This is a genomic window from uncultured Arcticibacterium sp., assembly GCF_964021845.1.
Taxonomy (GTDB): Bacteria; Bacteroidota; Bacteroidia; order Cytophagales; family Spirosomataceae; genus Arcticibacterium.
Genome location: NZ_CAXHZC010000011.1, coordinates 1 through 21,848, shown reverse-complemented (window position 1 = coordinate 21,848; position 21,848 = coordinate 1). Strand labels below are relative to the sequence as shown.

The 21,848-nt window shown below is 36.9% G+C and carries 16 protein-coding genes; 12 read left to right on the top strand and 4 right to left on the bottom strand.

Annotated elements, in window-relative coordinates:
- The first annotated feature begins 137 nt into the window (after window positions 1-137).
- The 4 genes from AADJ06_RS21355 to AADJ06_RS21340 all read left to right on the top strand — a co-directional run bounded on the left by AADJ06_RS21355 (window position 138) and on the right by AADJ06_RS21340 (window position 5,892).
- Window positions 138-1,172, top strand: a complete 1,035-nt coding sequence (locus AADJ06_RS21355) for an agmatine deiminase family protein (protein ID WP_341228537.1) — start codon at window positions 138-140, stop codon at window positions 1,170-1,172.
- A gap of 84 nt (window positions 1,173-1,256) precedes the next feature.
- Complete coding sequence (locus AADJ06_RS21350) at window positions 1,257-3,581, top strand: peptidylprolyl isomerase (protein WP_341228536.1); 2,325 nt, start codon at window positions 1,257-1,259, stop codon at window positions 3,579-3,581.
- Window positions 3,582-3,591: 10 nt separating this feature from the next.
- Complete coding sequence (locus AADJ06_RS21345; RefSeq protein ID WP_341228535.1) at window positions 3,592-4,911, top strand: peptidylprolyl isomerase; 1,320 nt, start codon at window positions 3,592-3,594, stop codon at window positions 4,909-4,911.
- A gap of 18 nt (window positions 4,912-4,929) precedes the next feature.
- Window positions 4,930-5,892, top strand: coding sequence for a MoxR family ATPase (locus tag AADJ06_RS21340; protein WP_341228606.1), 963 nt, complete (start codon window positions 4,930-4,932; stop codon window positions 5,890-5,892).
- Here AADJ06_RS21340 and AADJ06_RS21335 read toward each other — a convergent pair.
- Together AADJ06_RS21335 and nhaC are read right to left on the bottom strand one after the other, a co-directional pair.
- A complete protein-coding gene (locus AADJ06_RS21335; RefSeq protein WP_341228534.1) occupies window positions 5,889-7,568 on the bottom strand; it encodes a PHP domain-containing protein in 1,680 nt (559 codons plus the stop codon). The two genes, AADJ06_RS21340 and AADJ06_RS21335, sit on opposite strands and share 4 nt — an antisense overlap.
- 21 nt (window positions 7,569-7,589) lie before the next feature.
- A complete protein-coding gene (gene nhaC / locus AADJ06_RS21330) occupies window positions 7,590-9,032 on the bottom strand; it encodes a Na+/H+ antiporter NhaC (protein WP_341228533.1) in 1,443 nt (480 codons plus the stop codon).
- Window positions 9,033-9,297: 265 nt separating this feature from the next.
- Between nhaC and AADJ06_RS21325 the strand changes: the two genes are divergently transcribed.
- Entirely contained in the window at window positions 9,298-10,677 is a 1,380-nt protein-coding gene (locus AADJ06_RS21325; RefSeq protein ID WP_341228532.1) for an MATE family efflux transporter, read from the top strand.
- 57 nt (window positions 10,678-10,734) lie between these two features.
- Here AADJ06_RS21325 and AADJ06_RS21320 read toward each other — a convergent pair whose 3' ends face one another.
- Window positions 10,735-13,404: a T9SS type A sorting domain-containing protein gene (locus tag AADJ06_RS21320; protein ID WP_341228531.1), complete on the bottom strand. Its 2,670-nt coding sequence runs from the start codon at window positions 13,402-13,404 to the stop codon at window positions 10,735-10,737.
- Between the two features lie 131 nt (window positions 13,405-13,535).
- On the opposite strand from AADJ06_RS21320, the gene AADJ06_RS21315 reads away from it, so the two are divergent.
- The 7 genes from AADJ06_RS21315 to AADJ06_RS21285 all read left to right on the top strand — a co-directional run bounded on the left by AADJ06_RS21315 (window position 13,536) and on the right by AADJ06_RS21285 (window position 19,907).
- Complete coding sequence (locus AADJ06_RS21315; RefSeq protein ID WP_341228530.1) at window positions 13,536-15,419, top strand: ATP-dependent DNA helicase RecQ; 1,884 nt, start codon at window positions 13,536-13,538, stop codon at window positions 15,417-15,419.
- Between the two features lie 142 nt (window positions 15,420-15,561).
- A complete protein-coding gene (locus AADJ06_RS21310; protein WP_341228529.1) occupies window positions 15,562-15,888 on the top strand; it encodes a hypothetical protein in 327 nt (108 codons plus the stop codon).
- Window positions 15,872-16,621, top strand: a complete 750-nt coding sequence (locus tag AADJ06_RS21305; RefSeq protein WP_341228528.1) for a geranylgeranylglyceryl/heptaprenylglyceryl phosphate synthase — start codon at window positions 15,872-15,874, stop codon at window positions 16,619-16,621. Before AADJ06_RS21310 ends, AADJ06_RS21305 begins: the two co-directional genes overlap by 17 nt.
- Window positions 16,621-17,085 carry a 2-amino-4-hydroxy-6-hydroxymethyldihydropteridine diphosphokinase gene (gene folK / locus AADJ06_RS21300; protein ID WP_341228527.1) on the top strand — a complete coding sequence of 155 codons (465 nt, stop codon included), beginning with the start codon at window positions 16,621-16,623 and terminating at the stop codon, window positions 17,083-17,085. The genes AADJ06_RS21305 and folK overlap by 1 nt, the downstream gene beginning before the upstream one ends.
- Window positions 17,075-17,527 carry a GNAT family N-acetyltransferase gene (locus AADJ06_RS21295; protein ID WP_341228526.1) on the top strand — a complete coding sequence of 151 codons (453 nt, stop codon included), beginning with the start codon at window positions 17,075-17,077 and terminating at the stop codon, window positions 17,525-17,527. Before folK ends, AADJ06_RS21295 begins: the two co-directional genes overlap by 11 nt.
- 9 nt (window positions 17,528-17,536) lie before the next feature.
- Window positions 17,537-18,421, top strand: coding sequence for a 23S rRNA (adenine(1618)-N(6))-methyltransferase RlmF (gene rlmF / locus AADJ06_RS21290; RefSeq protein WP_341228525.1), 885 nt, complete (start codon window positions 17,537-17,539; stop codon window positions 18,419-18,421).
- Window positions 18,422-18,509: 88 nt separating this feature from the next.
- The gene (locus AADJ06_RS21285; protein WP_341228524.1) at window positions 18,510-19,907 is read left to right on the top strand and encodes a TIGR00366 family protein; all 1,398 of its coding nucleotides are present in this window, start codon (window positions 18,510-18,512) and stop codon (window positions 19,905-19,907) included.
- A gap of 53 nt (window positions 19,908-19,960) precedes the next feature.
- Here AADJ06_RS21285 and AADJ06_RS21280 read toward each other — a convergent pair whose 3' ends face one another.
- A complete protein-coding gene (locus tag AADJ06_RS21280; RefSeq protein ID WP_341228605.1) occupies window positions 19,961-21,604 on the bottom strand; it encodes an ABC-F family ATP-binding cassette domain-containing protein in 1,644 nt (547 codons plus the stop codon).
- Window positions 21,605-21,848 lie beyond the last annotated feature (244 nt).

Sequence of the window (21,848 nt, the reverse complement as noted above, 5' to 3'; positions counted from 1 at the left end):
TCTTACGTGAACACCCAATGCTCACAGTAAAATGTTATGCATGCATAACACTTGCAAAATAAATAAAACATTCTTTTATAAACAAATAGATTCCAACAAATTAAATTTGTCGACCAAATCAAGAAATACAAAAACGAATGCATCCAAAAGAAGACGGTTTCAAGTTTCCCGCAGAATGGCTACAGCATAAAGCTACGTGGTTAAGTTTCCCTTGGAATAAAGAAACTTGGGAAGACAGACTGCCGAGAGTGTACCCCTCCTACTTTCAATTCATCAAAGAAATATCGGAAGTAGAGCAGGTAAATATAAATGTGGGGAATAGTCAGGTTAAAACCATAATTGAAAAGCAACTGGCTTTCCATAATCTAGATAATAGTAATATCCTATTACATGACTTCCCTACCAATGACTCTTGGTGCCGAGACCACGGACCAAGCTTTGTGGTCAACACTACCACTAAAGAAAAACGAATTGTGGATTGGCAGTACAATGCTTGGGGAGGTAAATACCCTCCTTTTAATGATGATAATCAAATACCTATAAGAGTAGCAGAACTACTTAACCTCAAAACATACAAGCCTGGTATTGTCATGGAGGGCGGCTCTATTGAGGTAAATGGTGCAGGGAGTCTTTTGACTAGTAAATCTTGCCTTTTAAATAAAAATCGTAATCCTCATTTAAACCAAAAGGAAATAGAAACTTATTTAATGAATTTTTATGGTGTAGAGCAAATTCTTTGGATAGAAGACGGTATAGTGGGAGACGACACAGACGGACACGTGGACGACACCACGAGATTTATTAACGAAAATACGGTATTGACTGTAATGGAATCGGACAGGTTAGATGACAATTATGGAATCCTAAAAGAAAACTTAGAACAGCTAAAAATGATGAAGCTCCTAAATGGTGAGAGCTTAAATATTATAGAGCTACCCATGCCCTCTCCCGTTATTGATAATGGGCTTCGACTTCCTGCTTCTTACGCCAATTTTTACATCTGTAATCAGAAGGTTTTAGTTCCAATATATAACTGCCAACAGGATGATGTAGCATTAGAAATAATAGGTAAATGCTTTCCAAATAGAAAAGTGGTTGGAATTGATTCTACCGAAATAATTTGGGGTTTAGGTAGTTTACATTGTCTATCTCAACAAGAACCTGAAGTATAATATTTGTTAAAAACGATTCTTTTTGGCAATAAATACCGACTTTTGCGGCTTATTTATTACAGACTTATCTCTGGCACTTATTTTATGCCCATTAGCAGACATTTATATTACTTCTTATTTCTTTTAGCACTAATTTCTTGCAAAACCGAGCAATTACCTACTCTCACAGAAAAAACTGTGAGCAGTACTTCAATAAGTGAACCTATACTCACTTTGGGCATAGAGAAATTTGATACTACTTCTTTTGATAAGATTTTAGACACTTACTTAATTACGGACTCTAGCAATTTTGATGATGTTATTGATGAAATACTGTTTCAAAAAAGAGTATTTGCTTTAGCTTCTGAACAAGGCTATACTAAAGATGAAGCAATTAATGAGGAATTCAATTCTTACCTTAAAATAGTAGCTCAAAGCTTTATAGTGGATTCTGCTTTAACAAATAACTTAGCTCGTATCACGTATAACAGAATGAAAAAAGAGATTAACGCCTCTCATCTGTTAATACCGATATCTGAGTTTGCAAACCCTAAAGACACATTACTGGCTTTTGATAGGATTAGCCTTATTCGTGACATGTACCTTCAAGGAGTTCCTTTTGACTCCCTAGCTCGTGTTTATTCAGGTGATGCCAATACCAAAGGAATTGGTGGTGAAATGGGTTGGTTTTCTGCTTTACAGCTTTTATATCCTTTAGAAAATGCAGCTTACAATACTTCCGTAGATTCTGTATCTCAAGTTATCCGGACCAAAGCAGGTTATCACCTTCTGAAAGTAAATGGTACTAGAAATTTTAGCGGAAGGCTCTTTACAAAACACCTCTTAAAAGTAGTACCAAAAGAAAGTACTCCCGACTTCATTGCTTTTCAAAAAAACAGCATTGACTCTTTATATTCCTTAATAAAAAAAGGAGCAAATTTTGAGACCCTCTGTCAAACAAATTCAGACGACATTTACTCCAAAGACAATAGCGGGCTACTTGAACCTTTCTCTGTGGGTAGTAGAAAAGAGAAGGCTTTCGAAAAAATGGCTTTTTCTCTTAAAGTAGACGAAGTTTCAGAACCAGTCAAAACTGAAGTTGGTTGGCATATAATAAAACTGGTAAAGAAAGAACCTTTAAATTCATTTGAAGAAATAGAACCCACTATCTTAAAGAAAGTAACCACTGATTCTAGGGGTGAGTATTTAAAGAAACTAAGTTTTAAAAAATATGCACCAAAACTTAATATTAAAGAAAATAAGGCTGTCTTAGAGGAAGTTATTCAAACTGCTAATCAGGACATTCTAGAAAAAAATTGGAAAGTCAACAAAAACGGAATTGCTCTAAAGATCTTACTTACCGTAGCTGGTGATGATTTTACTAACCTTGACTTTTACAGGTACGCAGAAGACAAACAAACCTTCGAAAAAGAAGTAGAAGGATTTACACCAGACATGTATATCAGGTCTTTCTACAAAGACTTTAAAACGTCAAAAGTGGAAGAGGCTATTGTAAACAATCTTTCTAAATGGAATAGCGACTTTAAACTAATGTCACTTGCTTACAAAGAAAATCTGGTTAACAGCAGCTACCTAAACAAAGAAATTTATGAAAAATCTGTGTTAGATAGTCTAGGCTTAAAAAATTACTATAACAATCACCTTGCCAGCTACCAACTCCCTAAAAGAGCCAAAGCCCTTATTTTAAAATCAAAAAATAAAGCCCTTTTAGATAAGTATTTTGAAACAACTAAAGGAGAAGGCCCGTATAGACTAAAAAGAGGTATTCTTCCTGCTTACTTTGACAAAAACGTTTCTATCTTAAGCGAGGATGTGAAACGAAAGCTAGTGGGCCTAACGGTTATAATGCAAAACAACCCTAATTACGTGGTGGAAATAGGTGGTCATAGGGATGTAAATGAAGAAGTGGAAGCCTCTTATTTACGCATACAAGAAGTTGTTAATTTTCTAAAGAAAAACGGTTTGAGAATCACTCAAATTAGAGAATACGACTACGGAACGTCTCATTTATCAGACCGTTTTGATTGGACCCAAAATCAAAGAGTGAGTTTTCAATTTTTTACTACTCAAAAAATTGACGTAGCTCGTACTATTAAACTAGAGAATGACAGCTTGACTGTAACAGAAGGCGAATTTTATAAGGGAGAAAATGTTATGGTGGATGCTACTGCATGGGAAACAGGCTCTTTTGAAGCAGAATTTGACGATGAATTTTATAGAATTGAAATTGACAAAGTAAGTCCGGCTAGGACAAAAACTTATCGTGAAGCCTTTGGTTCTGTAGTTTCTGATTATCAAAATGAGCTAAAAGAGCAACTTAGCAAAGAATTAGCCGTTAAATATCCAGCCCAACTCAACCGAAAAGAATTATTAAAACTTTATACTGATCACAAGAAAAAGAATCTGTAAAATTACATTTATGTTAAAGAAAGTACTCCTTTTATTACTACTTCCATTTTTAGGGCATTCGCAGATGGTAGGCGTCAATTTGGATAAAATTATAGCCAAGGTTGATAACTATTATATCTTACGCTCAGAAGTAGAGAACCTTTTGGTTCGATCACAGCAGCAAGGTCAGGCATTAGACAAGTGTCAAGCTCTAGAGTCTCTAGCTGTTCAGAAGTTATTAGTAGCTAAAGCTGAAATTGACTCGGTAATAGTAGAGCCAGTCATGGTAGAAAGCCAGCTTGATTCCAGAATGGCTGAAATGGTTAGAATTTATGGGAATGAGCAAAACATTGTAGAGCAGTTTAATAAGTCTCTAGAGACCTTAAAAAGTGAAGTAAGAAAGCAAGTTAGTGAGCAGCTTACAGCCCAACAAATGCAAGAAACTATTACGGAAGGCTTAACTGTTACTCCGCATGAGGTTAAAAAGTTTATCTCTGCAATTCCTAAAGACAGTTTACCTACCATTCCCTCTGAAGTGGAAGTTGGTCAGTTGGTAAGACTTGCAAAACTTACTGTTTCTCAAAAAGGAGAGTTAGTTACCCGCCTGAACGATATTAGAAAGCGAATAGAAGCGGGAGAAAAATTTGAAAAATTAGCAGAAGAATACTCTGAAGATCAAGGTTCAAAAACCTACGGTGGAGACTTGGGATGGGCAAAAAGAGGGCAAATGGTTCCTCAATTTGAAGCTACAGCCATGAGACTTAAGCCTAATGAAATGAGTGAAGTAGTAGAAAGTGATTTTGGTTTTCACCTAATCCAGCTTTTAGAAATAAGAGGTCAAGAATATCACGCTAGACATATTCTACTAAGACCAGAATATAGCAGGTTAGACATGACTGATGCTACTAATTTCTTAGATAGTTTAAGAAATTTTATAGTGATGGACAGTATCAAATTTGAAAATGCTGTGGCTCAATTTAGCGAAGATGAAAACAGCAAATACACTGGCGGTAGCCTGACAGACCCAAACACAGGTAGTAATAAAATGGCTTTGGATCTTTCTATGGAGCCTAATTTGTATTTCACTATTGATACTATGAAGGTTGGTTCTGTTACCAAACCACTACCTTACCGTAGCCCAGATGGTAAAACTGGAATGAGATTACTTTACCTCAAGAAAAAATATGCACCTCATACCATCAATATTAAAGATGATTATGAAAAAATCAGAGAATTTGCTCTGATGAACAAAAGAAATGTTGAAATTGAAAAGTGGTTTGGCGATGCAATCAAAGAGGTATATATAAAAATTGACCCAGACTACAACGTTTGTAGATTATTCGAACAATAAACCCTTAAAATGGCAAAAATAGATTTCAAATCTGATGTAGAAGCGGCAGACGCTTTAAAGATAGCATACGAGAAGCTAAGCAAAGAAATAGGACAAGTTATAGTTGGACAAGAGGAAACCGTAAGACTACTTCTTACAGCGATATTTTGTCAAGGGCATTGCTTACTTGTAGGTGTTCCTGGTTTGGCTAAAACTTTACTTATTCAAACCATATCTGATGCTTTAGATTTAGACTTTAATAGAATTCAGTTTACACCAGATTTGATGCCTTCGGATATTGTAGGTTCTGAGACCCTAGATAATGAAAGGAATTTTCGATTTATAAAAGGACCTGTTTTTGCTAATATCATTTTGGCTGATGAAATAAACAGAACTCCTCCAAAAACGCAGTCAGCTCTTTTAGAGTCTATGCAGGAGTATTCTGTAACAGTAGCTGGTCAAAAGCACCAATTAGAAAAGCCATTCTTTGTTTTGGCTACGCAAAACCCGATTGAACAAGAAGGTACGTACCCACTTCCAGAGGCACAGTTAGACCGTTTTATGTTTATGGTCTATTTAGATTATCCATCTTATGATCAAGAACTGGCTATTGTAAAAAGTACAACTTCTGATAAGAAGAAAACAGTTAAAGAAGTAATTACAGCAGAAGAAATACTTTACTTCCAACAGTTAGTAAGGAGGGTACCCGTGGCAGATAATGTTATAGAGTATGCTGTGAATTTGGTACAGCAAACAAGACCGCAAACAGAAAGAGCCTCAGAAATTGCAAACAACTTTTTAGATTGGGGAGCAGGACCTAGAGCCTCTCAAAACTTGATATTGGCAGCAAAATGTAATGCACTAATAAACGGCAAATACTCTCCAGATATTGAAGATGTAAAAGCCGTTTCAACAGCCGTACTTCGCCACAGAATCGTTAGAAACTTTAAGGCTGAAGCCGAAGGCGTTTCAGTACAAAATATTATAGGGAAGATGCTTTAAGCCTTTCTACTTTTAAGAAAACTTTCTAATTTATCTAAAGACATGGCATTAAAAGTCATGTCTTTTGTCAATCCAGCCTTTCTGGCCACAGCTACTCCATAATGCATATCTTGGAAGCCCTCTATCTTATGAGCATCAGGATTAATTGAAAGCATCACTCCTTTCTCCAAACAATATGGAATCCATCTCCAATCAATGTCCAAACGATATGGGCTGGCATTGATCTCCATTATTACCTTATTGACAGCACAAGCATCTATAATTTTCTTGAAATCTAAAGGATACCCTTTTCTTGAAAGTAACAACCTACCTGTGGGGTGACCCAAAATAGTAGTAAAAGGGTTTTCTACAGCCTTTAAGATTCTATCAGTAGCTTTCTCAATACTCATATCAAGATTAGCATGAACAGAGGCTACCACATAATCAAAAGTGGCTAAAATCTCACGCTCATAATCTAAACCACCATCGCTAAGTATATCTGACTCAATACCCTTTAAAACTTTAAAGGGAGTCATTTCTTCGTTTATCTCATCTATTTCTGCTTGTTGCTGTACTACTCTTCCAGCAGTCAGACCTCCTGCGTATGTAGCCGTTTGAGAATGGTCTGCAATACCAAAATAATCTAAGCCTAAATCTCTACAGGCTTCCGACATTTCTTTCAATGTGTTCTTACCATCAGAATATTTCGAATGATTATGCAAACTTCCCTTTAAAGCATCCCAAGAAATAAGGTCATCATTTGAGTTTTCTTTTATCCAATCAAACTCAGACAAACCTTCTCGCATTTCAGGGAGTATATAATTTGAGCCAAAACCAGCATAATATGCCTCAGAGGTATCAAATATATTTGACTTCACATAATGATAAAAGTTCTGTTGCCCTTCGGGCAAAACAATTTTCAAATGGTCTTCAGAGGCATTACAAATTAATTTTTCTCTTTCGTAAGTATCTGCTGACTCAAACTGAATTTCTATCAAAATTTGATTCTCGCCATAGGTACCACGCCAAATAAAAGGTGAAGAGGCTTTCATGTTTTCTACAAAGCCTTCTGGCAGCTTCGACTTATTAGTAAAATCACCTTCAACTAAGAAAGATAAGGCATCAATAGTTTCTAACTTACGAGGAATAGCCCCTACCTCTTCCACCTTGCCATAAATACCTGAAAGCTCTGTTAAAATTACAGCAGAAAGCTCAGCCGCTTGATTCATTCTTAACTTCCCTGACTGCTGACGTAGAAACAAAAGAGACTCCAATATCTTCTCTTGGGTCTTTAATCCAAAGCCTTTTGTTTCAGCTATTTTACCACTTTCACAGGCTATTTGGAGTTCGTTTAGGTTATCAATTCCTAACTCTTCCCACAAGGTCTTTATTTTTTTGACACCTATGCCTTTGACCTTAAACATTTCCAAAACCCCTTCTGGCGTCTTGTCTATTAATTCTTGTAATTCTGTGGTAATTCCAGTAGCCACTATTTGAAGAATGTTAGCAGCCATGGATTTCCCAACACCTCTAATCTTCATCAATTCTTCTTCGGGCATACTAAAGAGGTCATCTTCTAACCTGTCTAGATTAAAAGCCGTCCCTCCATAAATTTTTGCTCTCGTTTCATCTTCACCATGAAGAATCATTAGCTTACTGGTAAGCTCTATTACATCAGAAATTTCCTTGTTACTCATTTTACTTAGGGTGTTTTGCAATTATTTTTTGTCCAAAATCATTCTTATCTTGAGACTAAACATCGCAAAGAAAAGTGTCATAAAAGGACTAATAATATTGAAGAAAGCATAGGGGATATAAGCCATGGTGTCTACACCAAGTACATTTGACTGGTAAGCTCCGCAGGTATTCCATGGTACTAAAACAGAAGTTACGGTTCCACTATCTTCTAAAGTTCTACTTAAGTTTTCAGGAGCAAGACCTTTTTCTTTGAAAGCATTTTTAAACATTTTGCCGGGTACCACAATGGCTAAATATTGGTCTGATGCCGTAAGGTTTAACGCTAAACAACTGGCAACTGTACTCGCAAACAAACCAAATACACTTTTGGCCGCTTTCAGCAAAGAACTAGAAATCTTATCTAAAGCACCTATGGCCTCCATAAAACCACCAAATGTCATAGCACATAAGATTAACCAAATGGTATTTAACATACCTGCCATTCCTTTTGATTTGAATAAATCTACTAACTCAGCATTTGAGGTATCTATACCCGCAGGGCCTGATATGGCATTAATAATTCCTTTGTATGCCGCCACAAAAGACATTTGACCTTCTCCTGAAATTTTGACAACAATATCTGGCTGAAATACTAGGGCTAATAGTGCTCCCCCCATAGTTCCTACAAAGAGTGCAATTAAGGGCTCCGTTTTCCTAACAATTAGGAAAATAACCAAGGCTGGTACTAAAAACAACCAACCATTAATATCAAAAGTAGTGGTAATAGCCTCCTGCATTTGAGACACATCTACATTGCCTTTTGAGCTTTGCATTAAGCCAATAATTGTAAAAAGAATTATGGTTATCACTATACTAGGAACGGTAGTAAATAGCATATACTTTATGTGTGTAAAGAGGTCTGTCCCTGCCATAGCTGGAGCCAAGTTAGTGGTATCAGACATTGGCGAAAGCTTATCGCCAAAATATGCTCCTGAAATAACAGCACCTGCCACCATGCCTAATGAAAAGCCCAAAGAGCCCCCAATAGCAATTAGAGCTATACCTACCGTGGCCGTGGTGGTCCAGGAACTTCCGGTAGCCACAGATATTATAGAACATATAACCACACAGGCAGGTAAAAAAATAGAAGGGCTCAATATTTCTAATCCATAATAAATCATGGCAGGTATAATTCCGCTAATAAGCCAAGTTCCTGAAAGTGCTCCCACAAAAAGTAAAATCAAAATAGCTCCTGAAGTAGTTTCAATATTACTGGCTACATTCCCAAGCATTTTTTCAAACGATATCTTTTTTGTAAAACCAATTATTGCAGCAACTGCTCCACCCAAAAGTAATGCAAATTGATTTGACCCTGAAAGGGCATTATCTCCAAAAACGTAAACATTAAAACCTAAAATAGCCACCAGAATGACGACGGGAATCAAGGATTGAAAGAGTGAAATAGAGGTTTGGGGCTTGGTCATTTATTTGTTGATTAGAATTAAATTCAAATATATACCTTATTAGGCTTTAATTTCCTTTAAACGTATTTTGACAAGTTTTAAATTTCTAAAAACAAAGTGTTAAATGTAAGTTCTAGAGCAATTATTTCCCCATTAAATTAAAATCACTTTACTTTGTGCAAAATTTTACGCCCATGATTACTTTGATTGTTTGCTAACACCAGCTCTTTTGGTGTTCTATTTTCCCTGAAAAATTTCTTCAATTTCTGAAAGAACAATCATTTCTATGTCAAATTACATTCAATTATTTAAAGACGCCCTCAAAGGCGACGAAGAAAGAGACTATACCTCTTTAAGCATTAACAAGGGCATTTTCTTATTATCAGTACCTATGGTAATAGAGATGTTTTTTGAAGCATCTTTTGCTTTAGCAGATGCATTTTTTGTGGCACGCTATGTAGGTACTTTAGGCGTAGCAGCAGTAGGGCTTACGGAATCCGTTCTTACCATTATATACTCCATGGCATGGGGTTTAAGCAGTGCAGCGGCGGCAGTATTAGCCAGACGAATTGGTGAAAAAGATAACCAGAAAGCTGGCTTGGCCTTAGCTAATGTTATTTTAATATCCGTTTCGCTAGGTTTAATCATAGCCAGTTTCGGATATTATTTTTCTACGGACATACTCCGCCTTATGGGTGGTTCCGAAGAACTAGTTCAAGAAGGCCACTGGTACACAAGAATCCAATTTCTTAGTTCGCCTATCATTATACTTTTATTTACTTTAAGTGGATCTTTAAGGGGGGCTGGTAGTGCATCCCTAGCTATGAAGTCTGTAATTATTGCCAATGTGCTAAACATAGCTCTTGACTATTTGTTCATTCCAGTAATGGGCTTGGGTATTAAGGGAGCTGCCATAGCAACTATGATTGGTAGAACGGTAGGTGTTTTATACCAACTTTATATTCTTACCAATGCCAGTAGTAAACTTCAATTAATACTGAAAGGCTTTATACCAAAAAAGACGATAATTGTCAATGTCTTAAAAATAGCCGCTGGAAGTACTGGTCAATTTTTGATTCAATCTGCGAGCTGGGTATTTATGGTAAGAATCCTATCGATTTATGGTAGCGAGGTTATTGCGGGCTATACCATAGCTCTAAGAATAATCATCTTTACCATTTTACCTTCTTGGGGTTTAGCTAATTCTGGTGCCACCCTTGTAGGTCAAAACCTAGGAGCCGGTAAAGCGGAAAGAGCTGTCAAATCGGCTTGGACTATCGCTTATATGAATATGGCCTTTATGACGTTCATTGCCATTTTCTTCTTTCTGTTTGCCAAGCCCTTTATTATGTTTTTTGACAACACGCCCCAGGTAGTAGAAACAGGTGTTAGTTGTTTGAAAATACTAGCCTCGGGCTATATTATTTTTGCTTTGGGTATGGTCATTACCCAAGCTATTAATGGTGCTGGCGATACGCTCCCTCCTACTATTTTTAATTTAGTATGCTTTTGGTTTATTCAAATTCCGCTTGCTTACTACTTAGCAGAAAAAGTAGGTTGGAGAGAAACTGGAGTTTTTGTATCCATTGTCGTTGCCGATTTTATACTTGCCATATCTGCAGTAGTTTATTTTAAGACAAACCGCTGGCAAAAAAAGAAAGTCTAAAACAAAAAAGGAGCTTTTACCTGAGTAAAAGCTCCTTTAATAGTTGTTTAGAATATCCTATCTGTTAATCACAAACCTTTTAGACTGTACGCCTTCTTCTGTTTTTAATTTAACAATGTAAGAACCCGCATCATACGTTTGTGTATCAATTCTATGCTCTAAAGCATTATCTTCTAAGTCTAAATCTCTATCATAAACCTTCACACCATTTATCTGGAATATTTCTACTTTAGCTTTTGTGGCTTGAGCCATTCTTGCTTTCACATCTATGTGATTAACCGTAGGGTTAGGAGATAAAGTCATATCGAATAGAGCAGCTTCTGAAGCTAAAGCTTTTGGTGCTGGTTTTTGTATTGATAAATTATCAATAGCCCAGCCCCAACCATTTACCCATTGGTCAGCATATAGCCTAAACCTTAAAAGCATTTCCGAACCTGCAGCAGCAGGTAACAAGGCATCATAAATATTAATTTCTCTAGTTCTGTACAAAGCTGGTGATGGGATTCCGTTGGAAGTCGGTACTTCTGCATCTGCTGGAGTTAGAGAGCCATTAAATAATTCAGACCATGCGTTATCAGCGTTAGAATCATAACCATCAGTTAATGAAAACCAAGAGCCTCCGTAATCTAAAGAACCTTCCACTATTACATAATCCCAAAACCCTTCATCACCATATTCAACACCAGCCTCACCACCTTCTACCATTACTATTTCATCAAAGCTAATGGTTGCCGAATCTGTGCTAATTAAAATAGGGTGTCTGTAAAGTGCTATGGCATTATAATCAAAAGGTAGTGCAACTGTTCCAAATACAGGGTCATATAAACCTAAACCATTCTTATAAGGGCTTTCAGTCTGTAAAGCTCCATTAGATAAGCCAGATGGTGTCAATATATTAAAGCCCGTAGTAGCAAAAGCATCATCATCTTCCTCAAAATCATAGAAATTTTCTGAAATAGTTTCTAAAAGCGTGGTCGCTACAAACTCATAAACGTCAGAAACCACTGGACTGTCAAAGCTTGTTCCTCCCGTAGTTGTAGGAATAGTGGTAATGTTCCCTGCTTTATCAATGGCTGTCATACTCAATGTTACCACGTCGTTATCTTCCAATGCAGGAATCCCTTCAGGCATAATGTAGGCTATATCATCAGCCCCACCTTGAGAAAACTCAGCATCAGTAGCAGCATTATACTTTCTTAAACCAAAAGGAGCCTGGTCTACTCCATTTATTGTATAATTTACATAAACGGTATCTACACCAGCTTGAAAATCATCTTCTACATTAGCTACAAAGTTCACTGCGTTTCCAGAAGAAATAATAGTAGGAGGATAATACTCTATTACCGGACCAGCTTCGTCAGGTCTTCCTACTTCAAATAGCCAATAAAGCTCTGGGGCATTCGGTGGGCTACTCATATTATTTCCTAAATTATCCGAAGCTGTTATAAAGTAAAAGATGAAAGAAGTTGGGTCTGTAATTGGAATAACAGCAGAATAACTATTGCCATCTCCTTTAACTAAAGGAATTTGAGTAGGATTAAGAAGACCAGCGTCTCTATCCTCGATTGTACCTGTTTCAGAATCAATAGATACATAGTTTAAGATAGCAGAACCTTCTACTAAAGTAGTATCCGAAAAAATAGTAACATTGATAGGGACTTCTGTAGCTGAAGCAATATCCTTAACTGGCGAATGAATAATGGATGAACTTTTCCATCCCATATCCGTGAAAATATCCATCACTATTGGCCCCACATCATAATTAATCTCTCTAATTCCCGCAGTAGGAGTCATTAAAGAGTTTATGGTTCCTGCCGGATATGTATTATCATCTAAGTGAAAAATACTTGACCCTGAATCAAAAATTGTAGGAGCGTATAAACTGATTTTATCTCCATTATTTTTTTCAATTGCCATAGGCGAATTGAAAAACAGATTTTCAGAAATAAGCTCATTTCTCAATGCAGTTGATGGATTTGGAAATAGCGTAGTATCAACCACATTCTGGTCTTTCTCGTTTTGAACGAAAGTGTCAAAAATTACCGGAATGTCAGTACCTAATCCATAATAACCTTGGGTACCTTCTACACCTAAAGAACCTACAAAACCTAAACCATGACATAACTCATGTAAAACCACTGAAGTAAAATCAAACTGTCCTACGGCTGGTGTTCCTGTGGTACCATAGTACCAGTTTTGTGCAGAACTAAAACGAGCTACAATATCGAAATCTTCAGGTGAGTTAAGTTCTTGACCACTCATTTTTTCTGCTAATGCAATAGGATACCAAGTATTAGCTTTTTCGGCTCCTGAAAAATTCCTGTAATAAGTTCCTGGACTTGCGGAACCCAAAACACTAGGCCCAAGGTCTTGCCACAATGCAATCACATTAATCTCTACTTCTGAATTTAAAAGCTCAGACCAAATATCCACTGCTCTCTGAAAAGCTTCTTGAGCTACTTCTGGCATTTCTGGGTCATAGAGTACATCAAATTTAGCAGCATTGGTAGCTGCTGGTCTTAACCTATTCTTTGCCGCAATGGCTTGTTTAATTTCAATAGGAATATCTCTAAAGGTATTTTCATCAATGTGGCTCGCAGGACAAACCACTTCATTACCTTTCTTCCATTCCATTTTGGCTTTAAATTCTCTATCGGTAAACTTTTGCTGACCAAAAGCTGTAAGAGAAATAAATCCGATTAAAACAGATAAAACTTTTCTTTTCATATTTGTAGTACAGGATAGGTTATATTGGTAAATATAAATGATATTTCACCGTTTGATTGGCTACAATAGCATTTATTTCATGACTTTTATGCCACTTCTTAATTCTAATACGTAATCGGCAGGCAAAAGGTATGACTTCTCCGAAAGATATTCTTAAAAAATATTGGCAATATGATTCCTTTAGACCACTTCAGTTTGAAATAATTTCTTCTGTTTTAGAGAAAAAAGACACCTTAGCACTAATGCCAACTGGTGGTGGTAAGTCTTTATGTTTTCAAGTTCCAGGTTTGATTTTAGACGGTGTGAGTATAGTAATTACACCTCTCATTGCCCTGATGAAAGACCAAGTAAGTCAGCTTAAAAATAGAGGCATTCGAGCTGCTGCCATTTATTCTGGCATGCATAAAAGTGACATTGACAGAACCTTGGATAATTTTGTTCTAGGCGATTACAAGTTCCTTTACGTCTCTCCCGAAAGGTTATTAACAGAGATGATGATAGAAAGAACCAAGAGGATGAACGTAAGCCTTTTGGTAATAGATGAAGCCCATTGCATTTCTAAATGGGGACATGATTTTAGACCCTCCTATTTAAAAATCCAGGAGTTTAAGCAATATTGCCCAAAAGCAAGACTCATTGCATTAACCGCCACTGCCACCAAAGAGACTCAAGAGGATATTTTAAAACAACTTCAAATTAAAAAGCCTGAGGTTTTTAAAATGAGCTTCAAACGAAGCAACCTTGCCATTTACGCTCATGAATCAAACAGCAAAAATTTAGAACTGGCTGGTTTACTTGCTAAGACTAAAGGCTCTAGCATAGTTTACGGCAAAACCCGAAAAGACACCCAAGAAGTCGCTTTCTTCCTTAAAAATTGTGGCATATCTTCTGATTTTTACCACGCTGGCCTGTCAAATGAACTTCGTTTCAAAAAACAGGAGGACTGGATTCAGAATAAAACACAAGTTATAGTGAGTACTAATGCCTTTGGAATGGGGATTGACAAATCTGACGTTCGCTCAGTCTTTCACCTTCACATTCCTGAAAATATGGAGTCTTACTATCAAGAGATTGGCAGGGCAGGAAGAGATGGGGCAGCATCTTCTGTATTTCTATTATATAATGGTCAAGACATTGAAAAGTTAAAATTTAATTTAGAACAGGCTTTTCCTCCGATGGAGGCCATAATAAAACTCTACCAATCGCTTTGTAATTTTTATAAGCTGGCATATGGTTCGGTACCAGAGCAATATTATGAGTTTGACGCTTTTCACTTTCAAAGCACCTTTGGGCTAAAGGCTATCCCGACCTACTACGGCTTAAAAATGCTTGAAAATCAAGGCATTATTGAAATGAATGATTCTTACCAAGCTCCGTCTAAATTCCAGTTTTTGGTAAGTAGTTTTGAGCTGGGAGAGCTTCAAGAGAAAAATAGAGATTTAGAAAAATTCACCCAAACATTGCTCCGCATTTACGGTGGCGAGCTCTTTCTAAATCCATCAATCATTTCTGAAAGTGAAATATCTAAAGCCTATGGAGCCGGGAAAATAATAGTAGAACGAATGCTTAGAAGGCTAGAAAAGCTAAACATTGGTAGCTATTTCCAGCAATCTGGCAAGCCGACAATAAGCTTTCTTGGTAAAAGGTACGATGCAGAAAAATTACCTCTAAACCATTCTGAAATAGCCCGTAAAAAGAAAAGTGAAAAAGCAGCTATTGAAAGAATGATTAGTTACGTATCAGGCTATAGAAGGTGTAGAATGACACAGCTGCAAGATTACTTTGGGGAAGAAAATGCCATAGACTGCGACGAATGTGATATCTGTCAAAGCAAACAAAAGGATATCCTACGAATTCAAAACATTGAAAAGTTAGGAGCCGAACTAGCAAAACAACTTCCTAAACAGCTTACAGAATTAACTTTTGACTCAAATGTCAATATTGAAGAAATAGTGCACCACTTTGTAGACCGAAACTATTGGATACTACAAAATGGTGTGTTGAAAGTCAGGTAGTTTTCTTTGCTTTATTAATTTTTGAGTTTGCAAAACCACTTCTCAGCCTAAAAAGAGAATCAGAATCTATATAATTGCCAAAGGTAAATCTCTTATACTCCCTTTTTAGTATTTTTGTTTTTATTACGAAATAGCTAAGACTGTGAATAGAAACGAAAAGAAAATAGCTCTCAATAAGCAGATAAACGATTTCACGGAAGACTTGAAATCAAAAGCCGGTGGATTTAAAAATCTTGGTAAAGATGCTCTAGTTATAGGCGGAATTATAGTGGCTGGTTATTCGCTAATGAAACTTTTCACTGAAGATGAGGACGAAACCCAAGAAATATCAACTGAAGCAGAAAGCCCTTCTATATTCTCATCAGCCTTAAAAGGTGCTGCTTCTAGCATATTATTGGCAGTGGCTAAAAGTAAACTAACAGATTATTTAGAAGGTTTAAACGAAGAAGAGAGTGAGCAAGATTCTTAATAACATAAAGGGTTTAAAGCACAAAGGTTTGGCTATTCTTATTGACCCAGATAAGGTTAATGAAGCTTCTCTAAACGACCTTATTATAAATGCCATTCGAGCTAAAGTGGACCTCTTTCTGGTGGGAGGAAGTCTTATTAGCTCTGACAACATGGATATGGTACTTTCTAAATTAAACGATGTAAAAAACATCCCAAACGTACTTTTCCCTGGAAACAGCCTACATGTAAATAGTAAATCTGACGGTATTTTATTGCTTTCTCTTTTGTCTGGTAGAAACCCTGATTTCTTGATAGGTCAGCATGTATTGTCGGCTCCAGCTCTTAAAAGGTCTAATTTAGAAATTTTGCCAACGGCCTATTTATTGGTAGATGGTGGAAAGCAAACTACTGCTTCTTACATAAGCAACACTACGCCTATTCCTAATGACAAGGCGGATATAGCAGTGGCTACGGCTATGGCTGGCGAAATGTTAGGTCTTAAATTAACCTATTTAGATGCTGGCAGTGGAGCTCAGACCCCTGTAAGCTTAGAAATGATAGAGGCCGTGAAGGCCAATATAGAAACCCCACTTATAGTAGGTGGTGGCATCAATACTATAGAAAAAGCTAAAAGTGCTTATCAAGCCGGTGCAGATATAATAGTGGTAGGAAATGCCACCGAAAAAGACCCAAATTTCATCATGGAATTAGGGGCTTTGAAAAAGGAACTTTCGACCCAAAAGACTATTTGATGTATCAGGTGTTTTTAGGCATCGGTTCTAATTTAGGGGATAGAGAAACTTCTATTTCAAACGCTATAGATAATATAGGAAGAAGTTTAGGCAAAGTTATAAAAGTAGCCCCTACCATTTCTACAAAAGCATGGGGCAAAACAGATTCGCCCGATTACCTTAATACTGTTGTCCAAATTGAAACAGAACTTCTTCCTCTTGAGTTAATTGAGAAGGTTTTAGCTTTAGAAGCAAAACTAGGACGTACCAGAACAGAAAAGTGGGCTAGTAGAGTGATTGATATTGACATCCTGTATTTTAATAACTGGTATTTCAATACACCGAATTTGGTAGTACCCCACCCCTATATTTCGGAGAGAGTTTTTGTTTTAGAGCCTTTGGCCAATATTGCTCCTGATTTTGTGCATCCAATTCATTGTAAAACCAATTTAGAACTTCTAAATACTTTGACTAGTGGAAATTAGAAGAGCAAAAAAGGAAGATATTAAGCCTATCATAGCCATGTGGGCTACGGATAAAAACTCCATTAGATTAGAAAAGAACGAGCCTGAATTATCGCCCAACTATCTGGAAGCATTTAACACTATTTCTGAAGATGCTAATCAATATTTGATGGTGATAGAAGATAATGGAGAAGTGGTAGGAAGCTTACATCTCAGCATTATACAATACCTCTTTAGACATGCTAGAAAAGTGGCATTGCTAGAAGCCGTTATAGTTAAAGAAGTAAGAAGAGGTCATGGAATAGGAGAGCAACTTATTCAATGGGCAGTGGCTAAATCAAAGGAAAGAGGTGCTTGTTTAATTGAACTAACCTCTAATAAAAACAGAGACAAAGCCCACTCATTTTATAAAAAACTGGGTTTTGCCCAATCACATGAAGGCTTTAAGCTAAAATTGACGTAGATTAGAAACATGCCAAATTCCAAACTAGCTGTAAAATCTGAGTTACACCCCAGAAACAAGCATAACGAAGGATATAATTTCACCGTTTTAACAGAAGTTCTCCCAGAATTAAAGGAGCATGTTTTTGTCAATAAATACGATTCAGAAACCATAGACTTCTCAAACCCTGAAGCTGTAAAACTACTCAATAAGGCTTTGCTGCAAAGCCATTATTATGTTGATTACTGGGATATTCCAAATGGCTATTTATGCCCTCCAGTACCCGGAAGAGCCGATTATATACATTATATAGCAGATTTAATTGGAGCTGATGATGATAAGCAAATCAAATGTCTTGATGTAGGAACAGGGGCAAATTGCATCTACCCCATTATCGGCGTAGCGGAATATAACTGGCGTTTTGTGGCAACAGATATTGACGAAGAAGCTCTGGAAGTGGCTTTTAAAATTGTCAATAATAACGATGCACTAAGAGGTAGAATAGAACTTAGACGTCAGATAAATCCTAGATTTATATTTAGAGAGGTACTTGGCGTTGATGAGTACTTTGATGTAAGTATATGCAATCCACCTTTTCATGCTTCAGAAAAAGAAGCAAGACTAGGAAGTTTACGAAAGACGAAAAACCTTGGTAACAAAAAGCCTCTACTCAACTTTGGCGGACAAAGCAACGAACTCTGGTGTGAAGGTGGTGAAAAAGCTTTTTTGACTAACATGATTTACGAAAGTAGGCATTTCACTAGGCAAGTAGGTTGGTTTACTTCTTTGGTTTCTAAAAAAGATAATATCAGGCCATTAAAAAAGCTCCTAACTAAGTTAGAAGCTAAAGAGGTTAAAGTCATAGAAATGGCGACTGGTAATAAAATCAGCCGAGTATTGGCTTGGCGATATTGACAACGTTGGTTCTTTTTCCATTTTAAGAATCAAAAAATTGTACTTTAGCAGGTAATAGCCTTAAAAACAGAAAATTACCTATTGAAATATGATTTCAAGACTCGGAGAAAAGTTCACGGATATATTTCGTAAGAACATGCCAGATGCATTCGTTTTTGCACTGGTCTTAACCCTAATAACATCAATTACTGCCTTTTTCTGGGTGGAAGCCACCCCTCTTAAAATCATTCAATCTTGGTATGATGGTTTCTGGTCTATGCTTGCCTTTGGTATGCAAATGGTCTTATTAATCATAACAGGTTACAGTATTGCTCTATCGCCTTTTTCATCTAGAGCTATAGATAAAGTGGCCAATTACATTTCAACACCTAAGCAAGTTTACTTTATCACAGTTGTATTTGGTATGCTGGCTGGTCTAGTAAGTTGGGGCTGGGTAATTATTGCTGCTTTACTGGGCAGAGAATTAGCTTTAAGGGTAAGAGGAGTAAATTATGCTTACTTAATTGCATGTGTTTACTTTTCTTCTATTTCTTGGGTATCAGGTTTGTCTAGCTCAGTCCCCCTCCTTTTAAATACAGAAAAAAACTTTCTAATAGAAGCTGGAATACTGGATAAGATACTACCAACATCATTAACACTAGGCTCTACTATTAACATGTGCATGATAGCACTGTTTGTTCTTTTAGGACCATTTCTAATGCTTTGGCTTGCACCAAAAAAAGAAAAAGGCATAGACATAATTGATGAATTAGGAAAAGAAGAACAAGCACTCAATAAAAGCATTTCGCAAGAAGCCGAAGACCTAAAGCTACCAGAAAAGTCATTTTCAGACTTCATGAATAATACTTTTATCATTCAATATATCATTGTTTTCATGGGGCTCTCCTATGTTGTTTATCATTTTTATACTAAGGGATTAGACCTTAATCTGAACATTATGATATTCTTCTTCATAATGCTAGGAATGCTATTGCATAAAACCCCCATGAGATATAGCATCTCCATGAAAAGGTCTTCCACCAATATCTCAAGTATTTTATATCAATACCCTTTTTATGCCGGCATAATGGGAATCATGACCTATTCTGGACTAGGAGATGCTTTAGGACAGGCCATTGCAAATATTGCAACATCAGATAACTACCCTTTTTACGCTTATGTCTTGGGCGGTATTGTGAACTTTGCTATTCCTTCTGGTGGCGGTGAATTTGCGGTTATAGGGCCATCCATCATAGAGGCTGTGAATCAAATCGGGGCAGGCTTATCTGAGGCTCAATTGACAGAAATGACTGCAAGGGCTTCTCTATCTTTGGCCTATGGCGAAGCTTTAACTAATCTGCTTCAACCATTTTTCTTATTGATAGTGGTGCCTATTATGGGTGCGGGATTAAAGATTCAGGCCAGAGATGTCATGGGATATTTGGCCATCCCTTTTCTAATATACTTTGTTCTGCAAATTCTAATGGTTCTTTACCTTCCTATTTAATTAGAGGTAAAGGTCAAGGATATGCCAAAGGTTAAACAGTTTAGTTTACGATATTAAGCTTGGTTCTTACGCTCTATATCACTCAAGTTTTCCATTTTCTTATTTCTTAAGAAGCCATTGATGTCTTCAAAGTGTTCTTTGATGCGTTTATTCCCAAACTCAAACACCTTTGTGGCTAAACCATCTAAGAAATCTCTATCGTGAGAAATTAGAATTACCGTTCCTTCAAACGCTAAAAGAGCGTCTTTAAGAATATCTTTTGTTCTTAAATCTAGGTGATTAGTAGGCTCATCCAAAATCAAAAGATTGACTGGTTCTAAAAGCAATTTTATCATGGCAAGCCTTGTTCTCTCACCACCAGACAGAGCCTTCACCTTCTTGTTCAAATCATCACCACTAAACAAAAACGCACCTAAAAGGTCTTTAATTTTAGAGCGAATCTCCCCTACCGCTACATTATCAACGGTATCAAAAACAGAAAGCTCACCATCTAACATGGAAGCTTGATTTTGAGCGAAATAGCCTATTTGGCAGTTATGCCCTACTTTTAGTTCTCCGTCATATTCTATCTCTCCCATGATGGCTTTGACCATGGTTGATTTTCCTTCCCCATTTTTACCCACAAAAGCCAGTTTTTGACCTCTTTCTATGGTTATATTGGCATCTTTGAAAATCAGATTATCGCCATAAGACTTACTGACTTGGTCAGCTATGACAGGGTAATTTCCAGAACGGGGTGCCGCAGGAAATTTAATACTAATACCAGAAGTGTCAATTTCGTCAACCTCCACAATCTCCATTTTCTCTAACATCTTCACCCTAGACTGCACCTGAAGTGTTTTGGAATATGTTCCCTTAAAACGGTCTATAAAACCTTGAATATCGGCAATCTCCTTTTGCTGGTCATTAAACTGTTTTTGCTGCTGCTCTAATCTTTCCTTCCTTAGCTGCAAATAGTGGCTGTAGTTTACTTTATAATCGTAAATTTTGCCCTGGGTCACCTCAATAGTTCTATTAGTAATATTATCAACAAAAGCCCTATCGTGAGAAATCACAATAACTCCTTTAGCACTATTTATCAGGAAATCTTCTAACCACTGAATAGACTCAATATCCATGTGGTTGGTAGGTTCATCTAAAAGTATCAAATCTGGCTTTTGAAGAAGTATTTTAGCCAATTCAATTCTCATTCTCCAACCTCCACTAAATTCGCTGGTTGGCCTAGTAAAGTCTGACCGCATGAAACCTAAACCTTGAAGCGTTTTCTCTATTTCGGCGTCATAGTTTACCTCTTCTATAGAATAATACTTCTCACTTATATCAGAAACCTTTTCAATAATGGCCATGTATTCGTCCGACTCATAATCTGTTCTGGTTTCTAGCTGTCCATTCAGCTCGTCCATTTCTGTTTTAAGCTTTAGTATTTCCGAAAAAGCTTTAGACGTTTCCTCAAAAACGGTACTGGTATCGTCTGTTAATAAATGCTGCGGTAAATAAGCAATCACGGCGTCATTTGGAGTAGAAATCTTACCGCGAGTTGGTTTATCTACTCCCGCAATAATCTTAAGAAGCGTTGACTTACCCGCTCCATTTTTACCCATAAGGGCTATTCGGTCAGTTTCATTGACATTGAAAGTGACATCACTAAAAAGTGTTCTTCCACTAAACTCTACCGCTACATTATCTATCGAAATCATATATTCCTGCTTTTGAAGCCGCAAAGGTAGAGAGACCTTTTTCATTATGATAGGGTCTGATGATAAATATCGGGGATTGTTGTTTTTGATTAGAAAACTTGTTCTTAACATCATAGTGTTCTTACGAAGACTTCTAATTCTCTGCTGTCCTGCCACCTGCCTGTCGGCAGACAGGGACGGGCAATCATTTTTGTTTGGGCAAAAACGAACCAAAAACCATTAACCAAATAAACTTGTACAATTG

Coding starts and splice junctions, on each gene's coding strand:
- AADJ06_RS21355 (WP_341228537.1), top strand. CDS start 138: ATGCATCCAAAAGAAGACGGTTTCAAGTTTCCCGCAGAATGGCTACAG.
- AADJ06_RS21350 (WP_341228536.1), top strand. CDS start 1,257: ATGCCCATTAGCAGACATTTATATTACTTCTTATTTCTTTTAGCACTA.
- AADJ06_RS21345 (WP_341228535.1), top strand. CDS start 3,592: ATGTTAAAGAAAGTACTCCTTTTATTACTACTTCCATTTTTAGGGCAT.
- AADJ06_RS21335 (WP_341228534.1), bottom strand. CDS start 7,568: ATGAGTAACAAGGAAATTTCTGATGTAATAGAGCTTACCAGTAAGCTA.
- nhaC (WP_341228533.1), bottom strand. CDS start 9,032: ATGACCAAGCCCCAAACCTCTATTTCACTCTTTCAATCCTTGATTCCC.
- AADJ06_RS21325 (WP_341228532.1), top strand. CDS start 9,298: ATGTCAAATTACATTCAATTATTTAAAGACGCCCTCAAAGGCGACGAA.
- AADJ06_RS21320 (WP_341228531.1), bottom strand. CDS start 13,404: ATGAAAAGAAAAGTTTTATCTGTTTTAATCGGATTTATTTCTCTTACA.
- AADJ06_RS21315 (WP_341228530.1), top strand. CDS start 13,536: ATGACTTCTCCGAAAGATATTCTTAAAAAATATTGGCAATATGATTCC.
- folK (WP_341228527.1), top strand. CDS start 16,621: ATGTATCAGGTGTTTTTAGGCATCGGTTCTAATTTAGGGGATAGAGAA.
- rlmF (WP_341228525.1), top strand. CDS start 17,537: ATGCCAAATTCCAAACTAGCTGTAAAATCTGAGTTACACCCCAGAAAC.
- AADJ06_RS21285 (WP_341228524.1), top strand. CDS start 18,510: ATGATTTCAAGACTCGGAGAAAAGTTCACGGATATATTTCGTAAGAAC.
- AADJ06_RS21280 (WP_341228605.1), bottom strand. CDS start 21,604: ATGATTTCGATAGATAATGTAGCGGTAGAGTTTAGTGGAAGAACACTT.